The 17,311-nt window shown below is 71.1% G+C and carries 15 protein-coding genes; 12 read left to right on the forward strand and 3 right to left on the reverse strand.

Annotation, left to right across the window (positions count from 1 at the left end; all coding sequences use genetic code 11):
* Positions 1–30: 30 nt before the first annotated feature.
* From BUR99_RS02190 to BUR99_RS02235, 10 genes are all read left to right on the forward strand, one after another.
* Positions 31–921: a branched-chain amino acid ABC transporter permease gene (locus BUR99_RS02190; protein ID WP_056009660.1), complete on the forward strand. Its 891-nt coding sequence runs from the start codon at positions 31–33 to the stop codon at positions 919–921.
* A 1-nt stretch (position 922) separates the two neighbouring features.
* Complete coding sequence (locus BUR99_RS02195; RefSeq protein WP_074258723.1) at positions 923–2,098, forward strand: branched-chain amino acid ABC transporter permease; 1,176 nt, start codon at positions 923–925, stop codon at positions 2,096–2,098.
* Complete coding sequence (locus tag BUR99_RS02200; protein ID WP_074258724.1) at positions 2,095–2,940, forward strand: ABC transporter ATP-binding protein; 846 nt, start codon at positions 2,095–2,097, stop codon at positions 2,938–2,940. Before BUR99_RS02195 ends, BUR99_RS02200 begins: the two co-directional genes overlap by 4 nt.
* The gene (locus tag BUR99_RS02205; RefSeq protein WP_074258725.1) at positions 2,937–3,650 is read left to right on the forward strand and encodes an ABC transporter ATP-binding protein; all 714 of its coding nucleotides are present in this window, start codon (positions 2,937–2,939) and stop codon (positions 3,648–3,650) included. Before BUR99_RS02200 ends, BUR99_RS02205 begins: the two co-directional genes overlap by 4 nt.
* Before the next feature lie 21 nt (positions 3,651–3,671).
* A complete protein-coding gene (locus BUR99_RS02210; protein ID WP_234980712.1) occupies positions 3,672–4,829 on the forward strand; it encodes an NAD(P)/FAD-dependent oxidoreductase in 1,158 nt (385 codons plus the stop codon).
* Positions 4,826–5,068, forward strand: a complete 243-nt coding sequence (locus BUR99_RS02215) for a (2Fe-2S)-binding protein (RefSeq protein ID WP_074258727.1) — start codon at positions 4,826–4,828, stop codon at positions 5,066–5,068. The genes BUR99_RS02210 and BUR99_RS02215 overlap by 4 nt, the downstream gene beginning before the upstream one ends.
* Positions 5,065–6,528 carry an NAD(P)/FAD-dependent oxidoreductase gene (locus BUR99_RS02220; RefSeq protein WP_074258728.1) on the forward strand — a complete coding sequence of 488 codons (1,464 nt, stop codon included), beginning with the start codon at positions 5,065–5,067 and terminating at the stop codon, positions 6,526–6,528. Before BUR99_RS02215 ends, BUR99_RS02220 begins: the two co-directional genes overlap by 4 nt.
* 55 nt (positions 6,529–6,583) lie before the next feature.
* Positions 6,584–7,498, forward strand: a complete 915-nt coding sequence (locus BUR99_RS02225) for a dihydrodipicolinate synthase family protein (RefSeq protein ID WP_074258729.1) — start codon at positions 6,584–6,586, stop codon at positions 7,496–7,498.
* Positions 7,498–8,499 carry a proline racemase family protein gene (locus tag BUR99_RS02230; protein ID WP_074258730.1) on the forward strand — a complete coding sequence of 334 codons (1,002 nt, stop codon included), beginning with the start codon at positions 7,498–7,500 and terminating at the stop codon, positions 8,497–8,499. The genes BUR99_RS02225 and BUR99_RS02230 overlap by 1 nt, the downstream gene beginning before the upstream one ends.
* A gap of 106 nt (positions 8,500–8,605) precedes the next feature.
* On the forward strand, positions 8,606–10,099 hold the full coding sequence (locus tag BUR99_RS02235) for an aldehyde dehydrogenase (NADP(+)) (protein WP_074258731.1): 1,494 nt from the start codon (positions 8,606–8,608) through the stop codon (positions 10,097–10,099).
* Between the two features lie 112 nt (positions 10,100–10,211).
* Here the strand turns inward: BUR99_RS02235 and BUR99_RS02240 are convergent, their stop codons facing one another.
* From BUR99_RS02240 to BUR99_RS02250, 3 genes are read right to left on the reverse strand one after another with little or no spacing between them, the layout of a single operon-like run.
* Positions 10,212–11,402: a metal-dependent hydrolase family protein gene (locus BUR99_RS02240; protein ID WP_074258732.1), complete on the reverse strand. Its 1,191-nt coding sequence runs from the start codon at positions 11,400–11,402 to the stop codon at positions 10,212–10,214.
* 52 nt (positions 11,403–11,454) lie between these two features.
* Positions 11,455–12,441: a proline racemase family protein gene (locus BUR99_RS02245; RefSeq protein WP_074258733.1), complete on the reverse strand. Its 987-nt coding sequence runs from the start codon at positions 12,439–12,441 to the stop codon at positions 11,455–11,457.
* Positions 12,438–13,379: an ornithine cyclodeaminase family protein gene (locus tag BUR99_RS02250; protein ID WP_074258734.1), complete on the reverse strand. Its 942-nt coding sequence runs from the start codon at positions 13,377–13,379 to the stop codon at positions 12,438–12,440. Before BUR99_RS02250 ends, BUR99_RS02245 begins: the two co-directional genes overlap by 4 nt.
* A gap of 184 nt (positions 13,380–13,563) precedes the next feature.
* Here BUR99_RS02250 and BUR99_RS02255 point away from each other — a divergent pair, with 184 nt between their 5' ends.
* Both BUR99_RS02255 and BUR99_RS02260 read left to right on the forward strand, forming a co-directional pair.
* Entirely contained in the window at positions 13,564–15,327 is a 1,764-nt protein-coding gene (locus BUR99_RS02255) for an ABC transporter substrate-binding protein (RefSeq protein ID WP_074258735.1), read from the forward strand.
* 76 nt (positions 15,328–15,403) lie between these two features.
* Positions 15,404–17,308 (forward strand): ABC transporter ATP-binding protein, encoded by a 1,905-nt coding sequence (locus BUR99_RS02260; protein ID WP_074258736.1) that lies wholly within the window; start codon positions 15,404–15,406, stop codon positions 17,306–17,308.
* Positions 17,309–17,311 lie beyond the last annotated feature (3 nt).

Genomic DNA, 17,311 nt, shown 5'->3' on the forward strand with positions numbered 1-17,311 from the left:
GCCCCGACTCGTCGGAAGGACTCCTCTGCAATGATGCAGCTCATCTGGAACGGTCTCATCGTCGGATCGTTCTACGCCCTCGTCGCGCTCGGCTACAGCATGGTCTACGGGATCATCAAGCTCCTGAACTTCGCGCACGGCGACATCTACATGCTCGGCGCGTTCGTGGGGTTCTTCACCCTCTCGGCGTTCGGCATCTCGAACGAGACCTCGATCCCGCTCCTGCTCGTCGTGCTCCTGCTGTCGATGGTCACCACCGGCCTCATCGGCGTCGGCATCGAACGCATCGCCTACCGGCCGCTGCGCCGGAGTCCGCGGCTCGCGGTGCTCATCACGGCGATCGGCGTCTCGTTCACGCTCGAGTACGGCGTGCGCCAGATCTTCGGTCCGAATCCCGAGGCGTTCCCCATCCGCCTGGAGTCGAGCGGGTTCGACGTGCTCGGCATGCGCGTCACCGCGTCGCAGATCGTGCTCGTCGTCATCGCCGCCGTGCTCATGCTCGTGCTCGCCCACATCGTGGAGCGCACACGTCAGGGCCGCGCGATGCGGGCCATCGCCCTCGACCCCACCGGCGCGCAGCTCATGGGCGTCAACGTCGACCGCGTCATCGCGATGGTGTTCTTCATCGGCTCCGCGCTCGCCGGAGCCGCGGGCGTGATGGCCGGTGCCTACTACGGGTCGATCGACTTCCTCATGGGTTTCATCATCGGGCTGAAGGCGTTCACCGCTGCGGTGATCGGCGGCATCGGCAACCTGTACGGCGCGATGCTCGGCGGGGTGCTGCTCGGCATGCTCGAGTCGTTCGGATCAGCCTGGTTCGGCGGCGAATGGCGGGACGTGTTCGCCTTCGGGTTCCTCATCCTGTTCCTGACGCTGAAGCCCACGGGCCTGCTCGGCGCCCGCGTCGTGGAGAGGATGTGACATGGTGCGCGATCTGGATCACGCCCTGAAGCACGTTTCGTTGCGTGCCCCCGCGCCCCGGTTCGAGCGGCCCCGGCCGCCGAGGGGCGTCTTCACCTCCCAGCAGGGCTTCATGCGCGCGCTCGGCGTCGGAGCGGTCCTCCTGGTGGCGGTGCTGCCGTTCATGGATGCCTCGCGCTACACGATGTCGATCGCCACGAGTGCGCTCATCTACGTGATGCTCTGCATGGGCCTGAACGTGGTGGTCGGCTACGCGGGCCTCCTCGACCTCGGCTACATCGCGTTCTTCGCCGTCGGCGCCTACATCTCGGGCATCTTCACGACCGTGCTCGGGTGGCCCATGTGGGCAGCGCTCATCGCGACGATCGTCGCCTGCGTCACGGCGGGCATCATCATCGGCGCGCCGACGCTGCGGCTGCGCAGCGACTACCTCGCGATCGTGACCCTCGGGTTCGGCGAGATCATCCGCATCACCGCCAACAACCTGAAGATCACCGGCGGCCCCTCGGGCATCCACGGCATCCCGACCTGGAGCTTCGGACCGTGGAGCTTCGACGACGGGTTCAACCTCTTCGGCATCGACTTCCCCGAGCGCGTGGTGTTCTACTACTTCGTCGCCGCCGTGGTGATCGTGGTCGGCGTGATCGGCGCCGGGCGTCTCGCGAAGGGTCGACTCGGCCGTGCCTGGAAGGCCGTGCGCGACGACGAGGACGCCGCCGAGGCGATGGGCATCAACACCTACATCGCCAAGATCTCGGCGTACATCATCGGTGCGGTCTGGGCCGGTATGGCCGGCCAGCTGATGGCGACGCACCTCTCGGCGATCAGCCCGAACAGCTTCCAGTTCCTCTACTCGGCCCTCATCCTCATGGCCGTGGTGCTCGGCGGCATGGGCTCCACGCCCGGGGTCATCATCGGTGCGCTGTTCGTCTCGCTGGCGCCCGAGCTGCTGCGCGACTTCGCCGAGTGGCGGTACCTCATCTTCGGCGTGCTGCTCGTCGTCGTCATGCTGTTCCGCCCGTCGGGGCTCTGGCCCGCCACGGCAGTGCTCCCGTGGCTTCGGCGCACACGGCCGACACCGCCGGCGTTCACCGAGGCGACCGCCGTGCCGGCGAGCGTCATGGAATCGGTCGACGGCACGCCGACGACCGACGCACACGAAGGAGACCGCGCATGAGCGCCCTGCTCGAGGTCCGCGACCTCAGGCTGCAGTTCGGCGGGGTCACGGCCGTCGACGGACTCAGCTTCGAGGTGCGCGCGGGCGAGATCCTCGCCGTCATCGGCCCGAACGGCGCGGGCAAGACGAGCGCCTTCAACTGCATCTCGGGCTTCTACCTGCCGACCGCCGGCTCCGTGGTCTTCGACGGCAAGGCGATCGTGCGGACCGTTCCTAGGATCTGGCGCAGGCTCGGGCTCGTGAACCTCCTGCAGAGCTTCGGCCTGTACCGGGTGATCCCGTCACGAGTCACGAAGTGGGGGATGGCGCGCACCTTCCAGAACCTCCGATTGTTCCGCGAGCTCTCGGTGCTCGAGAACGTCACCACGGCGATGCACGCGAACCTCCGCGAGGGCTTCTGGGCGACGCTGCTGCACACACCGGGGTATCGCCGAGCCGAGGCGGCCTGCGTGCGCGAAGCACGGGGCTGGCTCGACTTCGTCGGCTTCGAGGACGACGAACAGCTCTACGTCACGCAGTTGCCGTACGGCGAGCAGCGCCGGGTCGAGATCGCGAGGGCGCTCGCCACGAGCCCGAAGCTCCTGCTGCTCGACGAGCCGGCCGCGGGCCTGAACTTCAACGAGAAGCAGGCGCTCATGCGACTCATCCGCAAGATCAGGGGGCTCGGCGTCGCCGTCGTGCTCATCGAACACGACATGGGGCTCGTCATGGAACTCGCCGAGCGCATCGTGGTGCTGAACTACGGCAAGGAGATCGCCGACGGCGCTCCGGAGGACGTGAAGCGGGATCCTGCCGTCATCGAGGCCTACCTCGGCGTCGACGAGAGCGAGGATGCACGATGACCACGACACTCGAGGTGAGCGACGCCGACGTCGTCTACGGCCGGGTGCACGCACTCCGCCGACTGAGCTTCACGGTCGGCGAGGGCGAGATCGTGTGCCTGCTCGGCAACAACGGCGCCGGCAAGTCGACGACCATGAACATGCTCTCGGGGCTCGTGCGCCCGCGATCGGGTTCGGTGACCTGGCAGGGCATGGATCTCGCCACGGCCAAGCCGTGGGACATCGTCACGGCAGGACTGATCCACGTGCCGGAAGGGCGACGGATCTTCTCGACCATGACGGTGCACGAGAACCTGCTGCTCGGCGGCTACACGGTGCGCGACCAGAAGGCGATCGCATCGCGACTCGACGAGGTGTACGCCATGATGCCGCGCCTCGCCGAGCGGCGTGCGCAGCAGGGCGGCACCCTCTCGGGCGGCGAACAGCAGATGGTCGCGATCGGGCGCGCACTCGTGGGCGGGCCGAAGCTGCTGCTGCTCGACGAACCCTCGATGGGGCTCGCGCCTCTCGTCGTGAAGCAGGTCATGGAGATCATCGCCGCGGTGAACGCCGCGGGCACGACCGTGCTGCTCGTCGAGCAGAACGCTCGCGCCGCGCTGAAGATCGCCCACCGGGCGTACGTCGTCGAGACCGGCAGCGCGACGCTCGAGGGCCCCGCAGCGGATCTCGCGAAGGATCCACGTGTCATCGAGGCGTACCTCGGTGGTTGACTTGCGGCAAGGAGGTGCATCGTGCGCGTCGCGGTGATCGGTTCGGGCATCGTGGGTGCCGCATGTGCGCTGGCACTCGTCGAAGGCGGCGCAGAGGTCGTCGTGATCGACCGGGTCGGCGTGGCCGGCGAGACATCCAGTCGCTGCGAAGGCAACCTGCTCGTCAGCGACAAGGCACCGGGAGCCGAGGCCGACCTCGCGGTCGCCTCGAACGCGATGTGGCGCTCGCTCGCCGAGCGGCTCGACGCCGATCGACCGAACGGCCAGCCGGCGACGGAGTTCGAGGCGAAGGGCGGCATCGTCGTCGCGTTCGGCGGCGGTGAGGCCGCGCTCGAGCGGTTCGCCGAGGCGCAGCGCGCCACCGGCATCCGCGCAGAGGCGATGGATGTCGCGGCGCTCGCCGCGGCCGAGCCCTTCCTGTCGCCCGAGGTCGTGCACGCCGTGCACTATCCCGACGACGCCCAGATCCAGCCGTCGACGGCGACGCAGGCCCTGCTCGACACGGCGATCCGCGCCGGCGCCCGACTGGTGATCGGCGAGGTGACCGGCCCGCTCGGCCGGCCGGGCGGCCTCTCTGGCGTGACGACGACGGCCGGGCCGATCGAGGCCGACGTCGTCGTGAACTGTGCGGGGCCCTGGGCCGGCGAGGTCGCGGCTCGGCTCGGTGCCCGCCTCGACATCCGGCCGCGGCGCGGCGTGATCCTCGTCACGACGCCCATGCCGCAGCGCGTCTTCCACAAGGTCTACGACAGCGACTACGTCGGCGCGGTGGGCTCGGGTGACGCCGCGCTGCAGACCTCGACGGTCGTCGAGTCGACCCCGGGCGGCACGGTGCTCATCGGCTCGAGCCGCGAGCGGGTCGGGTTCGACGATCGGCCGGGTGTCGCGCCGGCGGCGGCGATCGCGGCGAAGGCGGTGCGCCTGTTCCCGTTCCTCGAGGAGACCGTGCTGCTGCGCAGCTACTTCGGGTTCCGTCCGTACGCGCCCGACCACCTGCCGGTCATCGGCGCGGACCCCGATGTCGCGGGGCTCGTGCACGCCACCGGCCACGAGGGCGCGGGCATCGGCCTCGCGCCCGCCACCGCCGAACTCGTCGCGCACGCCGTGCTCGGCACGACCACCGCTCTCGACCCGGCCCCGTTCCTCCCGGGCCGGGCCAGCCTGCAGGAGACCGCATGATCCGCATCACCGTCGACGCCGAACCGCTCGAGGGGCGCGACGGACAGACCATCGCCGGCGTGCTCATCGGGGCCGGCCGCACCGCGTGGCGCTCGGCGCAGACCGGCGATCGCGGCGTGTTCTGCGGCATCGGCGTGTGCCACGACTGCCTCGTGACCGTGAACGGCGTCGAAGGCGTGCGGGCGTGCCAGCGCGAGGCCGTCGACGGCGACCGCGTGGAGCGCGAGGTGCGGGCGTGACGGGCGCGGCAGCGGCCGGCGCCGGCGCGAGGCGCGTGGCGATCCTCGGCGGCGGGCCTGCCGGGCTCGCCGCGGCCCAGGCCGCCCTTGCTGCCGGAGCCGAGGTGACGCTGCTCGACGAGGGCGGCCGGCTCGGCGGCCAGTACTGGCGGCATCATGAGCAGCTCACCGACCGGCGGCTCCAGCACGGCTGGGCGCGGTTCGAACGGCTCAAGGGAGTGCTCGACCGCGCCGAGGTGCACACCGGTGCGAGCGTGTGGTCGGCCGAGGCATCCGATGGCGTGGTGCGACTGCGGGCCGTCGTCGGTCCAGCGGATGCCACGTCGCGAACGGCGCTCGAGATCGAGGCCGATGCCGTGGTCGTCGCGACCGGGGCCCACGATCTCGCCCTCCCCGTGCCGGGCTGGACCCTTCCCGGTGTCACGACCGCCGGCGCCGCGCAGGCGCTCGCCAAGCGCGACGGCGTCACCGTCGGGCGGCGCACGGTCGTGAGCGGCGCCGGGCCGTTCCTGCTGCCGGTCGCTCAGTCGCTCGCGATCGCGGGCTCCGAGGTCGTCGGCGTGCACGAGGCGTCCCGCATCGGCGGGCTCGCCGCCGGCTGGTTGCCGCGGCCGTGGCAGCTCGCCGGCAAGGCGGGCGAACTCGTCGAATACGTCGGCGCCCTCGCCCGCCACCGCATCCCGTATCGGATCGGCAGCGGCGTGGTGCGCGTGCTCGGCACCGACCGGGTGGAGGGCGTCGTCATCGCCGCACTCGACGCCGACTGGCGGCCGGTTCCCGGGAGCGAGCGCGAGGTCGCGTGCGACTCCGTGGCGCTCGGGCACGGCTTCACGCCGCGCCTCGAGGTCGCGATCGCCCTCGGGGCGGCGATCGAGGGGGATCGCCGCGGGCGGTTCGTCGTCGTCGACGACACCCAGCGCACGAGCGTGTCCGGTGTCTACGCGGCAGGTGAGATCACGGGCATCGGCGGTGCGGATGCCGCGCTCGCCGAGGGCGCTGTGGCCGGCTTCATGGCTGCGGGCGGATCGCTCGACGACGACCGCATGCGCGGGCCGCTCGCGGTACGGCGGCGAATGGGCGCCTTCGCGGCCCGACTCGAACGCGCCCACGGCATCCGGCCGGGCTGGACGTCGTGGCTCGCCGATGACACCGTGATCTGCCGCTGCGAAAACGTCACGCGCCGCACGATCGCCGACCGGGCCGACGCGCCGCTTCGGGCGATGAAGCTCGCGACGCGGGCCGGTCTCGGCGCGTGCCAGGGGCGCACCTGCGGCCGGGCCGTCGAGGCGATCGTGGCCGAAGCCGGCGGGTCGCCGGAGGGATTCGACCGGCGGCCGGTGCTCGCGCCGGTGCGGCTCGGCGAGGTTGCGGCGCTCGGGCGGGGAAGCACCGTGGTCGACACGGAGCCCGCACGCTGCGACGATGCCGGAACGACGGTTGCCGCCGTCGACGTCCAGTAGTAATATGTGACATATTACCGATCCGCGAACGGCGGACCAGAGAACGGAAGATCAGATGACCAGCACCATGGACCTCGGCGGCGTCGTCGTCGCCACGACGCTCGCCTTCACCGAGGACAGCTCGGCGCCCGCCGGGCTCGCGGTGGACTACGACAAGTTCGCCGAGCACGTCGACTTCCTGATGAGCAACGGATGCCGCGGGGTCGGCCCCAACGGCTCGCTCGGCGAGTACTCCTCGCTCACCGACGAGGAGCGGCGCAAGGTGATCCAGGTCGCCGTCGAGGCCGTCGACGGCCGTGGCATCGTCATCGCCGGGGCCCACGGCGTCGGCAGCCACCAGGCCCGCAAGTGGGCAGAGTGGGCGCGCGAAGACGGCGCCGACGGCGTGCTGCTGCTGCCGCCGACGCTCTACCGTGCGAACGAGGCCGAGGTCATCGCGCACTACGAGGAGGTCGCCAAGGTCGGCCTGCCGATCATGGCGTACAACAACCCCTTCGACACGAAGGTCGACCTCGCGCCGTCGCTCGTCGCGAAGCTCGCCGAGATCCCCGAGGTCGTCGCGATCAAGGAGTTCTCGGGTGACGTGCGCCGGGTCTACGAGATCAAGGAACGCTGCGACATCGACATCATCGCCGGCGCCGACGACGTGCTCTTCGAGATGATGGTGAACGGGGCCGTCGGCTGGTTCGCGGGCTACCCGAACGCCTTCCCGAAGGAGGCCGTCGAGCTCTACAACCTGCTCACCGACGGCAAGTGGCAGGAAGCGCGCGAGCTCTACACGCAGCTCGTCGCGGTCTTCCGCTGGGACTCGCGCACCGAGTTCGTGCAGGCGATCAAGCTCTCGATGGACATCTGCGGCAACTCCTACGGCGGACCGACCCGTCCGCCGCGCGGCCCGCTCAGCGACGAGCACCGCGCCCAGGTCACCGCCGACACCGAGCGGGCGCTCGCCGCACTGGCGGCCCGCTGATGCGGGGGCGCCGGGTCGTTTCGGCCGTCGACTCGCACACCGAGGGGATGCCGACGCGCGTCGTCACCGGCGGCGTCGGCCGGATCCCCGGCGCCACTATGAACGAACGGCGTCTCTACGCCATGGAGCACCTCGACGGGCTGCGCGGACTCCTCATGAACGAGCCGCGCGGCCACGCCTCGATGTCGGGGGCGCTCCTGCAGCCGCCGGCACGCGACGACGCCGACTGGGGCGTCGTCTTCATCGAGGCGAGCGGCTTCCTGCCGATGTGCGGTCACGGCACGATCGGCGTCGCGACGGTGCTCGTCGAGACGGGCATGGTCGACGTCGTCGAACCCGTGACCGAGATCCGGCTCGACGTGCCCGCCGGGCTCGTCGTCGCCCGCGTCGCGGTCGAGGGCGGCCGGGCCGTGCACGTCACGATCGAGAACGTGCCGAGCTTCGTCGAGCGACTGGATGCCTCGATCGACGTGCCCGGCTACGGCGCCGTGCCGTACTCCATCGCCTTCGGCGGCAACTTCTACGCGCTCGTGGAGCTCGATGACGTCGAGCTGCCGTTCGACCGCGCCAGGAAGGACGACATCATCGCCGCAGGCCTCGCGATCATGGAGGCGATCAACACCGAGGCGCCGCCGCGGCATCCCGAGCTCGACGGCGCGAACCACGTGCATCACGTCGAGTTCATCGCCCCCGGCTCCGACGCGGTGCGATCGCAGCACGCGATGGCGATCCATCCGGGATGGTTCGATCGCTCGCCGTGCGGCACCGGCACCTCGGCCCGCATGGCCGAGCTGCACGCGCGCGGCGAGCTCGCCCTCGACACCGACTTCGTCAACGAGTCGTTCATCGGCACCGCGTTCACCGGGCGGCTGCTGCGCGAGACCACCGTGGGCGGCCTGCCCGCCGTGGTGCCGACGATCACGGGTCGTGCGTGGGTGACGGGGCTCGGCCAGTACTTCCTCGACGACGAGGACCCGTTCCCCGAGGGCTTCGTCTTCTGATCCCCGTCAACGACCTCCAGCAGTGACCGACCTCCAGCAGTGACCGAACTCCAGCAGTGACCGAACTCCAGCAGTGACCGAACTCCAGCACAGAGCGGACCGACCCATGCCGACTTCCACCGAATCCGACCTCGACCGCGTCGCCGAACGGGCCGCCGCCGTCGCGCGCGCCTTCGCCGCGACCGAACCGCGCGCCCGGGCTGCAGCGCTGGTCGCCGTGGCCGACGCGCTCGACCGTAACGCCGCCGAGCTCATCGCCATCGCGATGCGCGAGACCGGGCTCGCTGCGCCCCGACTCATCGGTGAGGTGCGGCGCACCTCGAACCAGCTCCGGCTCTTCGCCGAGGCGATCGTCGACGGCGCCTACCTCGATGCGCGCATCGACGCCGCCGATCCCGAGTACGTCATCGGCCCGCGGCCCGATGTGCGCCGCGTGCTCGAGCCGGTCGGCCCGGTGCTGAACTTCGCGGCGTCGAACTTCCCGTTCGCATTCTCGGTCGCAGGCGGCGACTCGGCCGCGGCCCTCGCCGCCGGCTGCCCGGTCGTCGTGAAGGCGCACTCGGGGCATCTCGAGCTCTCGCGCCGCACCGCGGAGGTCGTCGTCGAGGCGCTCGCCGGTGCGGGAATGCCCGACGGCGTCTTCCAGCTCATCGAGGGCCAGCAGAACGGCGTCGCGCTCCTGAAGGACGACCGCATCCGCGCGGGCGCGTTCACCGGATCGACGCACGTCGGCCGGCTGCTCGCCGACATCGCGGCGACCCGGCCCCGTCCGATCCCGTTCTTCGGTGAGCTCGGCAGCGTGAACCCCGTCTACGCGACTCCCGGCGCCATCGCCGCCGAACCCGAGCTGCTGCAGGGGTTCCTGACCTCCGTCGCGGGCTCAGCGGGTCAGCTCTGCACGAAGCCGGGCTTCCTCTTCGTGCCGGCGGCCGCCGAGCTCGGCGGACTCGCCGAGGCTGCCGAGGCGGTCGGCGAGCACCGCCTGCTGAACCCCGGCATCGGCCGGGCGTTCGAGGAGCGCCGCGGCGCCGTGCTCGGCGCCGACGGGGTCGTCGTGCTCGCCGAGGGCGCGGTGCGGGTCGACGAGGACGGCCAGCGCTTCGTGACGCCGACCGTCGTCGAGGTGTCGGTCGAGGCGTTGCGCGCACAGCCCGAGGCGCTCCTCGAGGAGTCGTTCGGGCCGCTGTCGGTCATCGTGCGGTACCCGGATGCCGCGGCGCTGCCCGCCCTCCACCGCGAGCTGTTCCCCGGGAACCTGACCTCGACCGTGCATGCCACCGATGCCGAGGCGGGCGAGCTCGGCGACCTCGTCGAGGCGCTCGCCGAGACGAGCGGCCGCGTGCTCTTCGGCGGATGGCCGACCGGCGTCTCCGTGACGGCCGCGATGCAGCACGGCGGGCCGTTCCCGGCCACGACGACCGACGCCACGAGCGTCGGCACGGCGGCGATCACGCGGTTCCTCCGCGGCGTCGCGTACCAGAACGCGCCGGCGGCCCTGCTGCCTGAGGCGCTGCGCGACGACAACCCATGGGGTGTTCCGCAGCGTCGCAGCGAGGCGGGGCGGTCGAGCGAGTGGGGAACCCTCACCGGCATCCACTGACGAGACGGGTACGCGAATGGCCCGGGCGCACCCGCCCGGGCCATTCGTCATCCCTTCCGACCGGTCGCCGCGGGTGGGGGATGCGGTGTGCGGTCGCTCGGGGAGTCGTTCCTCAGACCACGCGACGGCCGGCCTGCACGATGTGCCGACGCGCGTCGGCCTCCCACAACGCGGCAGGCTCGGCGATCGGGTTCGCAGCCAGGACGACCGCATCGCCGTACGCTCCGGCATCCAGATGGCCGAGCCGTCGATCGCCGATCAGCACGGCATTCGTCTCGGTCAGTGAGCGCAGGGTCTCGGTCGCACCGCTCGCCTCGACCTGCAGGCGCACGCCGCAGAGCTGATCGTCCTCGAGGTCTCCCATGAGATCGCTGCCGAAGCCGACCTGCACGCCGGCGGCCAGTGCGAGCTGCACGGCCTCCTGCCCCTTCGAGAGCACCTCTGCGTTCTTGGCCAGGGAGATCTCGTTCAGGCCGAGCTCCGCGCCGCGGCGGTCCATGGCGTCGTAGGCGGCGAGCGTCGGAACCAGGATCGCCTCGAGTTCGGCCATCCGTCGCGCGGTCGCCGAATCGATGAGATTGCCGTGCTCGATCGAGCGGACGCCGTTCTCGATGGAATGCACGACGGCTTCGGGCGAGTAGGCGTGAGCCGCGACATAGGTGCCGCGGCGCTCGGCCTCTTCGACGACCGCGCCCAGCTCCTCGGGGGAGTACTGCGGCATCCGGATGGGATCGGTGAGGGAGAACACCCCGCCCGAGGTCATCACTTTGATCGCATGGGCGCCGGTGCGCAGGCGACGGCGAACCGCCAGGCGGAGCTCGTCGACCCCGTCGACCACTTCGCACATGTGGCCCTCGGTGAAGCAGATGTCGACGTGCGCGGAGCGCGGATCGCCGTGGCCCCCCGTCTGGCTGAGCGCAGGACCAGTGAAGTGATAGCGCGGCGATCGGAAGAGGCCGGTCTCGACGGCGCGCGCCAGGCCGAGGTCGCCCCCGGCCACGTCCCTGACGGTGGTGAACCCGCGGCGCAGGGCGCTGCCGAGGCGGCGGGCTCCGTTGATCGCGGCGTAGCTCAGCGGCCCGCGCTCGTTCTCGAATCCGTCCATGCTCAAGGCGTAGGCGTGGAAGTGCGCGTCGATCAGCCCGGGCACGATCCATCCGCCGGAGGCGTCGAGCACCTCGGCCGCGGCATCCGCTCGTTCGGTGACGATGCCGTCGACGATGCAGAGATCGCGGTCGACGAACCCCTGCGCCGTTCCATCCCAGACCTGCGCGCCGGTGATCCTCAGCGATGCCGATTCCATGTTCGTTCTCCTTCTCGACGTTGTGCGGCAGACCCTCGTGGTTGCGGGCCCGTCAGCGCAGGCTGAAGCCCTCGGCGAGCGGGTCGGCGGGGTCGAGCTCGAACTCGCATGTGCCCACACGGTACGCCTGACCGGTGACCTCGGGCACGACGGCGCCCTCCGAGCGCTCGGCCACCCGCGCGAGGAAGCGGGTGCCGATGATCGAGTCGTGGGTGAGCACCTCGCCGTCGGCGAGCTCGCCCGTGTGCGCGAGCAGGGCCACCCGGGAGGCGGTGCCCGAACCGCACGGGCTGCGGTCGACCTCGCCGTCGGCGAAGATCGTGACGTTGCGCTGCCACGGGCCGTCGGCGGTGCGGCCGAGGTCGTCGACGAGGATCGTGCCGTAGACGCCCGACAAGCGGTCGTCGGCGACCTGGGCGGCCGGGTGGTCGTTCAGCGCCCACTTGATCTCACGGCCGAGGCGGATGAGCTCGGTCGTGTGCTCGGGCGTGACCTCGAGGCCGAGCGCGGCGGCGGGCAGGGTCGCGTAGACCGCCCCGCCGAAGACGAGGTCGACGACGACGTCGCCCCGGCTCGTCGTGAGCGGGATCCCCGTCGCGAGCACGCGCGACGGGACGTTGCGGAACACCACGCCGGTCGTGACGCCGCCGCGGCGCTGCACGCGCGCCTGCACCCGCCCGCTCGGCACGTCGATCGTGACGACGGCCTCGCCGTCGTCGGGTGCGGCGACCCGGCCCGTGTGCACGGCCCACGCGCCGAGCGCCATGGTGCCGTGCCCGCACGCGGTCGAGAAGCCGTCCTTGTGCCAGAACAGCACGCCGAAGTCGGCGCCGTCGTCGTCGGGCGGGGTGATGAAGCCGCCGTACATGTCGTCGTGCCCGCGCGGCTCGAGGCAGAGGAACCGGCGCACGCCGTCGGCCTCGCCGGTCATGGCCTCGACCCGGCGGGCGGCGACGGTGTCGCCCGAGGTCGGCACGTCGAGCACGATGCGGAACGGTTCGCCCGCGGTGTGCCAGTCTTCGGTCTTCCAGTGCATCATGCGTTCCGTTCGTTCGTCAGGGCGAGCTGGGCGACGGCGAGATCCTGCCAGCCCATGCCGCAGGTCTTGATCACGACGGGCCGAGCGGATGCCTCGGGGTCGTCGCCGCCGAACAGCTGCGCCATGGTGGTGAGCTCGTCGAGGGAGAGGTGCCCCTCGGCGATGGCGAGGATGACGTCGCCGGCCTCGGCGAGCGCCACGCGCTGCGATTCGACGATCACGCGAGCGCGGCCGAGCAGCTCGCCCGGCAGTTCGCGGGCGTCGGGTTCGTGCGAGCCGACGGCGACGATCGCGGCGTGGTCGCGCACGAGTGCGGCATCGAACAGCGGCTCGCGGGCGGTGGTGGCGCAGACGATGATCTCGGCGTCCGCGGCATCCGCTGCACTGCCGACGGCCACGTCGAGGCCGATCGCGGTGACGAGGCTCGCGGCGTGCTCGGCCTTCGCCCGGTCGCGACCGACGAACCGCACCCGTTCGATCGGGCGGATGGCGCGCATGGCCTCGACGTGCCGCACGCCCTGGGGGCCGGTGCCGAAGACGACGAGCGATGAGGCATCCGGAGCGGCGACGACGTCGACGGCGGCGGCCGACACGGCCGGGGTGCGCAGGCTCGTGAGCTCCGTGCCGTCGAGGAGCGCGACCGGCGCGAGGGTCTCGGCGTCGAGCACGATGTAGATCGCCTGGATGCGCTCGAGGCCGCGTGCGGGGTTCGCCGGAGCCACGGTCGCGAGCTTCTGGCCGGTGTAGGCGCCGAGGTCCGACGGCATGAGCAGGAGCTGGCCGTGCCGCACGTCGACGATCGCCCGCGCGGGGTCGGCGTCGGGGTCGAATCCGTCGCGGAGGGCCTGCTGCAGGGCGTCGATGGCCTGGCGCATGGTGATGCGCTCGGCGATGGCGGGGCCGTCGATGAGGCGGAGCGAGTCGAAGATGCCGGGCATGGACACATCGTACGGGTAGTGCGTAATATGTCACATATCGCCGACGGCTCTGAGCTCTCGACCCGACGAGCTGCCACCCGGATCCGACCGCCACGAGCGCCGGAATCCCCGAGCAGCGCTCGCTCGAGCACGGTGAACCGCTTGTCGTCCGACTTGCGGACAGCGAATGACTCAAAGGTGACTCATGGCTCGAACCACTCTTCGCGCGGCTGCAGTGCTCGCCGTTTCGACGGCGCTCATGCTGACCGCGTGCACGACCGCACCCGGCGCCGAATCGGGTGACGGCGAACCGCAGACCGGCGGCACCCTCAAGGTGCTCGCGAACGGCGACGTCGACCACCTCGACCCGCAGCTCGTCTCGTACGTGCCGACCTACAACGTGATGCGCTCGGTGTCGCGCTCGCTGCTGAGCTACGCGGCCAGCGACGACGCCGCCGAGCGCATCGTGCTCCAGCCCGACCTCGTCGAGGAGGTGCCGACCCCGAGTGCCGACGGACTCACCTACACCGTGACCCTCCGCGACGGCGTCACCTGGGGCGCGCCCGACGGCGCCCGCCCGATCGTCGCGAGCGACGTCGCCCGCGGCATCGAGCGACTCTGCAACCCGCACATCTCGGGCGCCCTGGCCGGCTACTTCCAGGGACTCATCGCCGGCATGGCCGAGTTCTGCACCGGCTTCGCCGCCGTCGCCCCCGAGGTCGGCCCGATCAAGGAGTACATCGAGGGCAACGAGATCGCCGGCATCCAGACGCCCGACGACCGCACCATCGAGTTCACCCTCGTCGAGCCCGCGAGCGACTTCCCGTTCATGCTCTCGCTCGACGCGGCCGACCCGGCGCCGATCGAGGCGCTCGACGCGCTGCCCGACTCGCCCGAATACCGTCGCGGCTTCGTGTCGTCCGGCCCCTACCAGGTCGCCGAGTACACGCCCGACGCGAAGCTCGTGCTCGAGCGCAACCCCGCGTGGGACCCCGAGAGCGACCCGCTCCGCAAGGCCTACGTCGACGGCATCGAGATGACGATGGGCGTCGAGGGCGACGCCGCGATGCAGCAGCTGCAGGCCGGCTCGGCCGACCTGCTGTTCGACCTCTCCCCGAGTCCCGCGAACATCCAGCAGCTCAAGGCCGCGAACGACGAGAAGTTCTCGACCATGGAGAACGGCGGCGTCGACCAGTTCATGTGGATGAACACCGCGTCGGCGAACAACGGGGGCGCGCTCACCAAGCTCGAGGTGCGCCAGGCGCTGCAGTACGCGATCGACAAGTCGGCCGTCGTGCAGACCATGGGCGGCGCCGACCTCGCGGGCGTCACGAACGGCATCTTCGGCCCGGGCATCCTCGGCTACCAGGAGTCCGACCAGTACGCGACCGAGGGCGGCAAGGGCGATCCCGAGAAGGCGAAGGAGCTCCTCGCCGAGGCGGGCTACCCCGATGGACTCACCCTCAAGATGCCGTACCGCAACGTCGGCACGCAGCCCGACATCGCCCAGACGGTGCAGGCGAGCCTCGAGCGCGCCGGCATCACCGTCGAGCTGACGCCCGTGCCGCCGACCGACTACTACGCGAACTTCATGACGAACCGCGACAACGCGAGTTCGGGCGCCTGGGACATCGCGCTCGTCGGCTGGTCGCCCGACTGGCAGGGCGGTGCCGCGCGCAGCGTGTTCCAGCCGCAGTTCGTCTTCGACGGCACGCCCCAGTCGTACAACTACGTCGACTTCGACAGCGACGCGGCGAACGAGCTCGCAGCCGAGGCCCTCGCCGCGGAGACGCCCGATGAGGCAGCCGATCTCTGGCACCAGGTCGACGAGGCCGTCATGGCCGACGCGCCGATCGTCAGCATCGCCTACCGGCTGAAGTCGAACTACCACTCGGCCCGCGTCGGCGGATTCGAGCCGTACGCCCAGAGCCAGAACGGCGACTGGACGAACGTCTGGCTCACGAAGTAACCATCAGCATCATCAGCATCATCAGGTATCCGGCGGCCGGTCTCGGCCGGCCGCCGGGTCAGATCGAGGGAACCCAATGACGATCCTCCTCGACGTGCGCGACCTCGCCGTCGACATCCCCACAGAAGACGGCACCGTGCATGCGGTGCAGCACGTCTCGTTCGCCGTGAACGAGGGTGAGTTCTTCGGCGTCGTCGGCGAATCCGGCTCCGGAAAGTCCGTGATGGTGCAGTCGATCATGGGCCTCGTGCCCGGCGCTCGCACCAGCGGCTCCGTGCTGTTCCGCGACCGCGACCTGCTCTCCCTCGCCCCCGAGCAGCTGCGTTCGGTGCGCGGGCGGGAGATCAGCATGATCTTCCAGGACCCGCTCTCGAGCCTGCACCCCCAGTACACGGTGGGCTGGCAGATCGTCGAGCAGATCCAGGCGCACGAGAAGGTCAGCGCGAAGGCCGCGAAGGCGCGCGCGATCGACCTGCTCGACCGGGTGCGCATTCCGGATGCCGCGGCGCGCTTCGACGCCTACCCGCACCAGTTCTCGGGGGGCATGCGACAGCGAGTGATGATCGCGATGGGCCTCTCGCTCGGACCGGCGCTCATCATCGCCGACGAGCCCACCACCGCCCTCGACTCGACCGTGCAGGCGCAGATCCTCGACCTGCTCGGCGAGATGCGCAGCGAGTTCGGCACGACCGTGCTCATGATCAGCCACGACCTCGGCGTGCTCTCGCGCGTCGCCGATCGGGTCATGGTCATGTACGGCGGACGTCGCATGGAACTCGGGGCCGCCGATGCGGTGCTGTGCGGACCCGCACACCCCTATACCGCGGGGCTCCTGCGGTCGTCGTCGTTCAACCGGGAGCCGGGCACGCCGCTCGTGCCCATCGGGGGGCGCCCGCCGAGCCTGCTCGCACCGCCCGAGGGCTGCGCGTTCCGCGACCGCTGCCCCGACGCCATGGCGATCTGCGGCTCGAAGCCGCCCGTGCGCCACTACGACGACGGCACCGAGGTGGCCTGCTGGCTCGAGTCGACGCCGGTGGAGCCGGACCCGCCGGTGCTCCCTCCGCCCAGCCTGCTCGCGAGTCCCGACGACCCCATCGTGAAGGTCGACGGGCTCCGGCTCACGTTCCCGCAGCGTCGCGGGGAGCCGCGCGTCGTGCTCGACGATATCTCGCTCGAGGTGCGGCGGGGCGAGACGCTCGGCCTCGTGGGTGAGAGCGGCTGCGGCAAGACCACCCTCGCCCGTGCGATCGCCGGGCTCGTCGCGCCGACCGCGGGCACCGTCGAGTTCGATGGCGCCCCGACGGCGAACCTCGATCGCGCCCAGTGGCGTGATCTGCGTCGCCGGGTGCAGCTCGTCTTCCAGGACCCGTTCGGCTCGTTGAACCCCCGCCGTCGGGTCGGCTCGATCATCGGCGACCCGTTCCGCATCCACCGGCTCGCGAGCGGTGCCGAACGACGTGCGAAGGTGCAGGAGCTCATGGAGCTCGTCGGGCTGAACCCCGAGCACTACAACCGCTTCCCGTCGCAGTTCTCGGGCGGGCAGCGGCAGCGCATCGGCATCGCCCGGGCGCTCGCGTTGAACCCCGAGCTCGTGATCCTCGACGAGCCGGTCTCGGCGCTCGACGTGTCGATCCAGGCGCAGGTGCTCAACCTGCTCGACGAGCTGCAGCGCCGGCTCGGCCTCACCTACCTGTTCATCTCCCACGACCTCGCCGTCGTCCGCCACGTCTGCGATCGCATCGCCGTGATGGAGGGCGGGCGCATCGTCGAGCTCGGCACCGCCGACGAGGTCTGGAACGACCCGCAGCAGCCGTTCACCCGGCGTCTGCTCGCTGCCGCCGCCCCCGAGATCCCGAGAGAGCCGCGCGACCGCATCCTGCTGCCGCTGACCGTCACCGGCACCGGCGCGCAACAGCCGGCGGCCGGGCACCCTGCCGCCCAGCACCTCGCCGACCGCGTCGCCTTGGAGGTCGTCTCGTGAGCC

The organism is Agromyces cerinus subsp. cerinus (genome assembly GCF_900142065.1).
Lineage (GTDB): Bacteria > Actinomycetota > Actinomycetes > Actinomycetales > Microbacteriaceae > Agromyces > Agromyces cerinus.

Bases quoted from the DNA above. Each gene is read 5' to 3' on its own strand.
- BUR99_RS02230 (WP_074258730.1), top strand. From the start codon at position 7,498: ATGCGGGGGCGCCGGGTCGTTTCGGCCGTCGACTCGCACACCGAGGGG.
- BUR99_RS02255 (WP_074258735.1), top strand. From the start codon at position 13,564: ATGGCTCGAACCACTCTTCGCGCGGCTGCAGTGCTCGCCGTTTCGACG.
- BUR99_RS02240 (WP_074258732.1), bottom strand. From the start codon at position 11,402: ATGGAATCGGCATCGCTGAGGATCACCGGCGCGCAGGTCTGGGATGGA.
- BUR99_RS02190 (WP_056009660.1), top strand. From the start codon at position 31: ATGATGCAGCTCATCTGGAACGGTCTCATCGTCGGATCGTTCTACGCC.
- BUR99_RS02260 (WP_074258736.1), top strand. From the start codon at position 15,404: ATGACGATCCTCCTCGACGTGCGCGACCTCGCCGTCGACATCCCCACA.
- BUR99_RS02200 (WP_074258724.1), top strand. From the start codon at position 2,095: ATGAGCGCCCTGCTCGAGGTCCGCGACCTCAGGCTGCAGTTCGGCGGG.
- BUR99_RS02245 (WP_074258733.1), bottom strand. From the start codon at position 12,441: ATGATGCACTGGAAGACCGAAGACTGGCACACCGCGGGCGAACCGTTC.
- BUR99_RS02215 (WP_074258727.1), top strand. From the start codon at position 4,826: ATGATCCGCATCACCGTCGACGCCGAACCGCTCGAGGGGCGCGACGGA.
- BUR99_RS02205 (WP_074258725.1), top strand. From the start codon at position 2,937: ATGACCACGACACTCGAGGTGAGCGACGCCGACGTCGTCTACGGCCGG.
- BUR99_RS02225 (WP_074258729.1), top strand. From the start codon at position 6,584: ATGACCAGCACCATGGACCTCGGCGGCGTCGTCGTCGCCACGACGCTC.
- BUR99_RS02250 (WP_074258734.1), bottom strand. From the start codon at position 13,379: ATGCCCGGCATCTTCGACTCGCTCCGCCTCATCGACGGCCCCGCCATC.
- BUR99_RS02235 (WP_074258731.1), top strand. From the start codon at position 8,606: ATGCCGACTTCCACCGAATCCGACCTCGACCGCGTCGCCGAACGGGCC.
- BUR99_RS02195 (WP_074258723.1), top strand. From the start codon at position 923: ATGGTGCGCGATCTGGATCACGCCCTGAAGCACGTTTCGTTGCGTGCC.